Genomic DNA, 7,706 nt, shown 5'->3' with positions numbered 1-7,706 from the left:
GGTCTGGGGGACGGGGGCCGGCGCCGCGAGGGCTCCGGGGGCCATGGCCAGTGCCATGCCGAAGGCCAGGGCTCCTGTGCCCACGGCGGAGATGATGCTGGAGGGTCTCATGGGGGTCCCTACTCTCCAAGGGGGATAGACGGGGGATTCAGGGCTTCGCGTTCCTGTAGGAGCGAAAAGCCCCTTTCGGGGATCGAAGTTGATCCGATTCCCGAAATTCACCGAGACGTCCGGTAAACGATCACCAACATAAGTGCACACTTTGACGCTGCAAAGACCCGTGTGGTGTGTATTCATTCAGAAGGATGAGGGATTGTCCCATGACCCTTCGTTTCGCGATGGCTACGCGTAGTCGCTCTGCGTGCGACCTTGCGATCCTCGCGTTCGTCCGGTGACGGAGTGAAGCGGGGTCGTCGTGTCAAGGAGTGCTTCGTGGCCGGATGCGGACGCCGGTACCGGGTGCCATCCGTAACACCACGGCTACAGGGGTGTAACTCCAAAGGTCAAGGGTGGCCCTCCGGGGCCTTTCGGTCAGATGCGGCCCCGGGGGAGGGTGGACGCGCCCGTGGCCGAACCCGGACACGCAGGGGGCTTGCGGGGCGCCTGAGGCTCCCGCGCGTGCCCCCGGAGTGGCGTCCGCGCCGCGCCGCCGCGATGGTGTGAGCGGCCTCGCGCGTGCTCCCGGAGAAGGGCGGGTCCGCGCTCGTGCGGCACGGCCCGAGGGCTCGCGCGAATCCGGGAAAGGGCGGTCGTGGACGCGCGCGCACGAATACGGGGCGCGCCCACGATAGGTGCCGCCACGTGAGGCGCCCCCACGAGGGGTGTCCCCATGAGAAAAGGCGCCCCCGTCCACTGCCGTGGACGGGGGCGCCGTGGGCGCTACCGGAGCGTTACCCGGTCACCAGGGACAGCCCCCAGCTGCTCAGCAGGGGAGTGACCTCCTGGTAGTAGGTCGTGCCGCCGGAGGTGCAGTTGCCCGAGCCGCCGGAGGTGACGCCCTGGGCCTGCGAACCGGCGATGAACGAGCCGCCGGAGTCACCGGGCTCGGCGCACACGTCCGTCCGGGTCAGGTCCTGGACCGTGCCCTGCGGGTAGCTCACCGTCTGGCCGCGGGCCTCGATGGTCCCGCAGTGCCAGCCGGTGGTGGAGCCGGAGCGGCACACCGCCGAGCCCTCCGGGGCCTGGCTGGAACCCGACACCGCCTGGGGGCTGCCGGAGTCGTACCGGCTGACCAGGTTGGTCACGTTCCAGTTGGAGGTGGCCGCGACGAAGGCGCCGTCGCTGCCCGGGAAGACGGACTCCTGGAAGGTTCCGGATCCGCTGCCGTCGGAGCTCTCGGCGCCGGTGCCGACGGTGCCGCAGTGGCCCGCCGTCACGAAGCCGCCCGCGCCGGAACCGTCGGTCACGGCGAACCCGACCGAGCAGCGTCCGCCGCCCATGTAGTACGCCTCGCCGCCGACGATGTCGGCGTACAGGCGCGGCGTCTCGCTGGTCTCCTCCACCCGGACGGCGGAGGGGTCCACGCCCGCGGCCTCGATGAGGCCGTCGGCGCTGGCGCCCTCGGCGACCTGGACCACGACGGTGTCGCTCTCCACATCCGGGTACCAGCCGACGACCCCTTCCCGGCCGCCGGTCTCGTCGAGCGCGTCGACCACCTCGGCCAGGCCCTCGGTGCCGTGTGAGACCACGGTGGCCTCGGCGCCGGTGGCCTCCACCGCCTCGACGGCCGAGGCGTCGGTCACCAGCACGGTGAGCTGGAGGGTCTCGGTGTCGAACAGGGAGCCGCCGTAGGACGCTCCCGCGGCCTCGGTGGCCTCGGCGTCGGTCTCGATCGCCTCTTCCTGCGCCGAGAGCAGCTCCTCGGCCCCGAGCGGGGTGAGGCCGAGGTCTCTCTGCAGCGCTTCCATCATCGTCTGGGCCTCGCTCGCTGGCTCGGCCGGTACGGTCGCCGCACTGGCGCCCGGCGTCACGGAGAACGCCAGGCCGAACGCGAGTGCGCCGGTGCCGATAGCGGAGATAGCGGGGGAGGGTCGCATAGATCCCTACTCTCCTCGGGGAACTGACGGGGGTTCGGGGCCCGACGCCCGCCGGCGAGGACGTCGGACTCCGGTGGGGCCGTGCAGGGGGCCCGACCCCACGATGCGTCCACCGAGAGCCCTGTCTCCAGGACAATCGGTAAACGGACACACACCATAAGTGCACAACCTGGATAGCGGAAGAGCGGATGCGAGGGTCTGTCTTTCCAGGGATGATTGGGCCATCGGATGACCATATGAATTGCAATATGTGACGCATGGTGATGGTGTGTCTGACCTTGTGCTTCTCTGCCGTATCGCTTCCGCAACACGGAAACGCGGTGTTGGCAAGGGGTGTCTCGTGGCCGGATGCGGCCATCGGAACCGAGTGTCATTCGTGACCGCGCGGACACGTAGGAGTAACCCCGAAGGTCAGGGCGGTGACCCGCGGGTAACTCCCGTGCGCGTAGCGAACAGCCGTACCTGTGGCGGCCCTTCCCGGGCGGCGCGGCGTGGGATCCCGAGGGGACGGGCGGAGGGCGGGAGCGGGTTCTTCCGCGCCCTCCGTGTCCTCCGCGTGGACGGACCCGCTCCGCTCCGGGCCTGAGGAGGCGCGGGTCCGGCGGCCCCGCCGACGCCGTGCGGCGTCGTCCGTGACACGCCCGGGACGCGGCGCACACGCGTACGAGCACGTGCGCGCGCACATGGGACGATCCGAGGTAACTAGCGAGTATCGGGCCCCGGGAAGGGGGTTGAGGCGCCCGGTGTTGGGCCAAGATAAGGGCAAGAGCCCCGAACGGGGAGCCCGAACGGGAGGTAACAGGCTATGGCGACGAAGGACACGGGCGGCCAGAAGCACGCCTCGCGCCGCGACGAGGAGGTCGAGGAGACCGAGGCCTCGGCGGACGTTCAGGAGCGCAAGGACCAGTTGGACGAGGACGTCGACGACATCCTCGACGAGATCGACGACGTGCTGGAGAGCAACGCCGAGGACTTCGTCCGACAGTTCGTGCAGAAGGGCGGCCAGTAGCCGACCCGCGGCGGTTCGCTGACAGCGCACTCCAGCGCCGCCAGCCCCGCCGCGCACAGGACTAGGGTCAGTTCCAACGGTCGGCGCACAGCCACCGCAGACAACAAGGACAACAGGCGCCCCACCCGCCCCCATGACGGGGTGGGGCGCGCGTGGAGGGAGTCGCGTGTTCGAAGGGTTCGAGGGCGGACGGTTGCCCGCCGCTTTCATGAGTGCGGGAACCTCGTCCTTCACCGAGTTTCTCAGTTCGGTCCGCCCCGAGATGCTGCCCGGACACAAGCTGCCCCCGGGCGGCGGGACCGAGCACCTCACCCCCGACGCCACGACCATCGTCGCACTGACCTTCCCCGGCGGCGTGCTCCTGGCGGGCGACCGCAGGGCCACGCAGGGCAACATCATCGCCAACCGCGACATGGAGAAGGTCTTCCGCACCGACGAGTACTCCGCCGTGGCCATCGCGGGTTCGGCCGGATTCGGCATCGAGCTGGCCCGCCTCTACCAGGTCGAGCTGGAGCACTACGAGAAGATGGAGGGCCGCTCGCTCTCCCTGGAGGGTAAGGCCAACAAGCTCGCGCAGATGGTGCGCGGCAACCTCGGCCTGGCCATGCAGGGCTTCGTCGTCGTCCCGCTGCTGGTCGGCTACGACGAGAACACCGGACAGGGCCGCGTGTTCAGCTACGACGCCACCGGCGGCCGCTACGAGGAGCAGCGCTACCACTCCATCGGCTCCGGATCGGTCTTCGCCAGGGGCGCGATCAAGAAGCTCTACCGCGATGACCTCGACCAGACCGGCGCCGCCAAGGTCGCCCTGGAGGCCCTCTACGACGCCGCCGACGACGACTCCGCCACCGGTGGCCCCGACCTGCACCGCAAGATCTTCCCCCTCGTCGACGTCGTCACCGAGGACGGCCACCGCCGTCTGCCCGCCGAGGACGTGGCCCGCCTGGCGACCGAGGTGGTCCAGGGACGCGCGGCCGACCCCGACGGCCCCACGGCCACGCTGGGCTGAACCGGCCCCGTCCCACACCAGACATCTCCCGACTAGGTAAGGAAACGATCCGCGGTGTCGATGCCGTTCTACGTCGCCCCCGAACAGCAGATGAAGGACAAGGCGGACTACGCGCGCAAGGGCATCGCGCGCGGCCGCAGTGCCGTCGTCCTGCAGTACGAGGGCGGGATCCTCCTGGTGGCGGACAACATGTCCCGCACCCTGCACAAGATCAGCGAGCTCTACGACCGGATCGGCTTCGCCGCCGTCGGCCGCTACCCCGAGTTCGAGAACCTGCGCCTGATGGGCGTGCGCTTCGCCGACGTGCGCGGATACCAGTACGACCGCCGCGACGTCAGCGGGCGCCAGCTCGCCAACATCTACGCCCAGACCCTGGGCACCGTGTTCAGCGAGAGCCTCAAGCCCTGGGAGGTGGAGATCGTCGTCGCCGAGGTCGGCGACACCGCGGCCGACGACGAGATCTACCGCATCACCTTCGACGGCTCCATCGTGGACGAGCAGGGCTTCGTGGCCGTGGGGGGCTCCTCCGAGCACGTGTCCGGCGTGCTCAAGGACCGCTTCGCCGCCGACGCCCCCCTCAGCGCCGCCCTCAACGCGGCCACCCACGCCCTGGCCAGGGAGAACGGCGAGGAGCGCGAACTGGAGGCCACCAACCTGGAGGTCGCGGTCCTGGAGCGGTCCAGGGAGCACCGCAAGTTCCGCCGCATCCACGGCCAGCGCCTGACCGACCTCATCGCGGAGGGCAGGACGGCCGGAGGCGGCACCGCAAGCACCGGAACCACCGGAAGCACCACCACGGGCGGGACCGACGAGTGACCTGGAAACGATGATTCACGGTGCGGCGCTCCCGAGGCGCCGCACCGGCCGGGCGGGTGTGGACGGCGCGGCCCCGTCGTCCACACCCCGGTGACGGGAAGTTGGTGAGGCCGCGTGGAACGACGGATCTTCGGGCTGGAGAACGAGTACGGGGTCACGTGCACCTTCCGTGGACAGCGCCGCCTGTCCCCGGACGAGGTCGCCCGCTACCTCTTCCGCAGGGTGGTCTCCTGGGGGCGCAGCAGCAACGTGTTCCTGCGCAACGGCGCCCGCCTGTACCTGGACGTGGGCAGCCACCCCGAGTACGCCACCCCCGAGTGCGACAGTCTCGTGGACCTGGTGGCCCACGACAAGGCCGGCGAGCGCATCCTGGAGGGGCTGCAGGTCGACGCCGAGCAGCGCCTGCACGAGGAGGGCATCGCTGGGGACATCTACCTGTTCAAGAACAACACCGACTCGGCGGGCAACTCCTACGGCTGCCACGAGAACTACCTCGTGGGACGGCACGGCGAGTTCGGACGCCTGGCCGACGTGCTCATCCCCTTCCTGGTCACCCGCCAGATCATCTGCGGCGCCGGAAAGGTGCTCCAGACCCCCCGCGGCGCCCTGTTCTGCGTCAGCCAGCGCGCCGAGCACATCTGGGAGGGCGTCTCCTCGGCCACCACCCGCTCGCGCCCCATCATCAACACCCGCGACGAGCCGCACGCGGACGCCGAGCGCTTCCGGCGCCTGCACGTCATCGTCGGCGACTCCAACATGAGCGAGACCACCACCCTGCTCAAGCTGGGCTCCACCGACCTGGTGCTGCGCATGATCGAGGCCGGGGTGGTCATGCGCGACTACACGCTGGAGAACCCGATCCGGGCCATCCGCGAGGTCAGCCACGACATGACCGGCCGCCGCAAGGTACGCCTGGCCAACGGGCGCGAGGCCAGCGCGCTGGAGATCCAGCGCGAGTACCTGGACAAGGTGCAGAGCTACGTCGACCGGCACGGCACCGACGCCACCGGCAAGCGCGTCCTGGAGCTGTGGCAGCGCACCCTGGAGGCGGTCGAGACCCAGAACCTGGAGACCGTCTCCCGCGAGATCGACTGGGTGGCCAAGTACCTGCTGCTGGAGCGCTACCGCGACAAGCACGACCTGTCCCTGTCCTCGCCGCGGGTGGCCCAGCTCGACCTGACCTACCACGACATCCACCGCGACCGGGGACTGTTCTACCTGCTCCAGGGCCGCGGCCAGATGGAACGGGTGGTCGGCGACCTCAAGATCTTCGAGGCCAAGTCGGTGCCGCCGCAGACCACGCGGGCCCGGCTGCGCGGCGAGTTCATCCGGCGCGCCCAGGAGCAGCGCCGCGACTTCACGGTGGACTGGGTGCACCTCAAGCTCAACGACCAGGCCCAGCGCACGGTGCTGTGCAAGGACCCCTTCAAGTCGGTGGACGAGCGGGTGGAGAAGCTCATCGCCGGTATGTAGGACTTCCGGTCCCCTGCTCCCGGAGCCCCGTCCGGCGGTCGAAGGCCGTCCGCGGCGGGGCTCCGGCGTTCGTGGCGTTCCAGGGGATGGTTACGGCCCCTCTTTTCGGTAGTGTGACTCTGTCCCAAGCCGGAAATCAGAGGTTGTGACCCATGCACCGACGTGCTGCCGCCCTCGCGGTGCCGCTGACCGCGATCGCCCTGGCGGTCTCAAGCTGCGGAAACATCCCCGAAGAGTGGCGTACTCCCGCCTTCATGCGTATGGGGGAGGACCAGCTCGACCCGCGGCTTCCCGAAGTCACCGGCGAGGTCGGTGAGGAACCGGAGGTCGCCTTCCCCGACGAGGAGCCCCCCACCGAGCAGATCGCGGGCGTCGTCGACGAGGGCCCGGGCGAGAACGAGCTGGTGCGCGCCGACGACCTCCTGATCGCCAACGTCGTCCAGTTCCAGTGGACCGGCCCCGGCGAGGGCGCGCCCGTCGAGGGGCAGTCCAGCTACGAGACCGGCGCCCCGGACCTGATCCGCATGGAGCAGATGCCCGCGGAGATCAGCGACGTGCTGGTCAGCCAGCCGGTCGGCAGCCGGGCCGTGTACGTCTTCCCGCCCCTGACCGAGCAGGAGCGCCAGCAGGCCGAGATGTCGGGACAGCCCGTCCAGGAGGGCGCGAGCGTCCTGGTCATCGACCTGATGGACCGCTTCAACAAGGGTTCGGTCGTGGAGGGCCAGCAGGTCACCGACGGCGGCGACGGCCTGCCCACGGTGACCCAGGAGGGCCACAGCGAGCCCACCATCGAGGTCCCCGACACCGATCCCCCCGAGAACCTGGAGGTCGTCCCGCTCATCGAGGGCGACGGCGCCGAGGTCGAGGAGGGCCAGCAGGTCATCGTCCAGTACAGCGGTGTGCGCTGGGAGGCCGACGACAACGGCGAACACCCGGTGTTCGACTCCACCTGGAGCCGCGGCGGCGACCCCTTCGACACCACGATCGGCGCGGGCGCGGTCATCGAGGGCTGGGACGAGGGCATCGTCGGCCAGCCGGTCGGCAGCCGCCTGATGCTGGTCGTGCCCGGCGACATGGCCTACGGCGAGACCGAGGAGGAGTCCGGGGGAGCCCCCGCCGGGACGCTGGTCTTCGTCATCGACATCCTGGGCGCCTACGACAACCCCCCGGCCCCCGAGCCCGCAGAGGGCGAGGGCGCCGGCGGCGAGGAGGCCGCACCGGAGGAGTCCCCCGCGCCCGAGGAGGGCGGGGAGTAGCCCTCCCGGCGCGGTCCCGTGCACGCCCGGGGCCGGGGAGCGGTCCCCGGCGCAGCCGGGCGCGCACACCCGGAGAGCCGACACCGGACGCCCCCCCCGGGAGGGAA

Annotated in this window: 6 protein-coding genes; 5 read left to right on the top strand and 1 reads right to left on the bottom strand. The window is 70.3% G+C overall.

Going from position 1 to position 7,706, the window contains the following annotated elements:
* Positions 1-890: 890 nt before the first annotated feature.
* Positions 891-2,036: a S1 family peptidase gene (locus DQW06_RS26460; RefSeq protein WP_013152530.1), complete on the bottom strand. Its 1,146-nt coding sequence runs from the start codon at positions 2,034-2,036 to the stop codon at positions 891-893.
* An 805-nt stretch (positions 2,037-2,841) separates the two neighbouring features.
* Between DQW06_RS26460 and DQW06_RS26455 the strand changes: the two genes are divergently transcribed.
* From DQW06_RS26455 to DQW06_RS26435, 5 genes are all read left to right on the top strand, one after another.
* Positions 2,842-3,045, top strand: a complete 204-nt coding sequence (locus DQW06_RS26455) for a ubiquitin-like protein Pup (protein ID WP_013152531.1) — start codon at positions 2,842-2,844, stop codon at positions 3,043-3,045.
* 166 nt (positions 3,046-3,211) lie between these two features.
* Complete coding sequence (gene prcB, locus DQW06_RS26450; RefSeq protein WP_013152532.1) at positions 3,212-4,054, top strand: proteasome subunit beta; 843 nt, start codon at positions 3,212-3,214, stop codon at positions 4,052-4,054.
* 54 nt (positions 4,055-4,108) lie between these two features.
* Entirely contained in the window at positions 4,109-4,870 is a 762-nt protein-coding gene (gene prcA / locus DQW06_RS26445; protein WP_041552524.1) for a proteasome subunit alpha, read from the top strand.
* Between the two features lie 114 nt (positions 4,871-4,984).
* Entirely contained in the window at positions 4,985-6,343 is a 1,359-nt protein-coding gene (gene pafA, locus DQW06_RS26440) for a Pup--protein ligase (protein ID WP_071621844.1), read from the top strand.
* 152 nt (positions 6,344-6,495) lie between these two features.
* Positions 6,496-7,599, top strand: a complete 1,104-nt coding sequence (locus DQW06_RS26435; protein WP_013152535.1) for an FKBP-type peptidyl-prolyl cis-trans isomerase — start codon at positions 6,496-6,498, stop codon at positions 7,597-7,599.
* The last annotated feature ends 107 nt before the right edge of the window (positions 7,600-7,706 follow it).

Source organism: Nocardiopsis sp. TNDT3, from assembly GCF_003427465.1.
Classification (GTDB): domain Bacteria; phylum Actinomycetota; class Actinomycetes; order Streptosporangiales; family Streptosporangiaceae; genus Nocardiopsis; species Nocardiopsis dassonvillei.
Note: the sequence above shows the minus strand (reverse complement) of the source record. Positions and strands in the feature narration are given on the sequence as shown.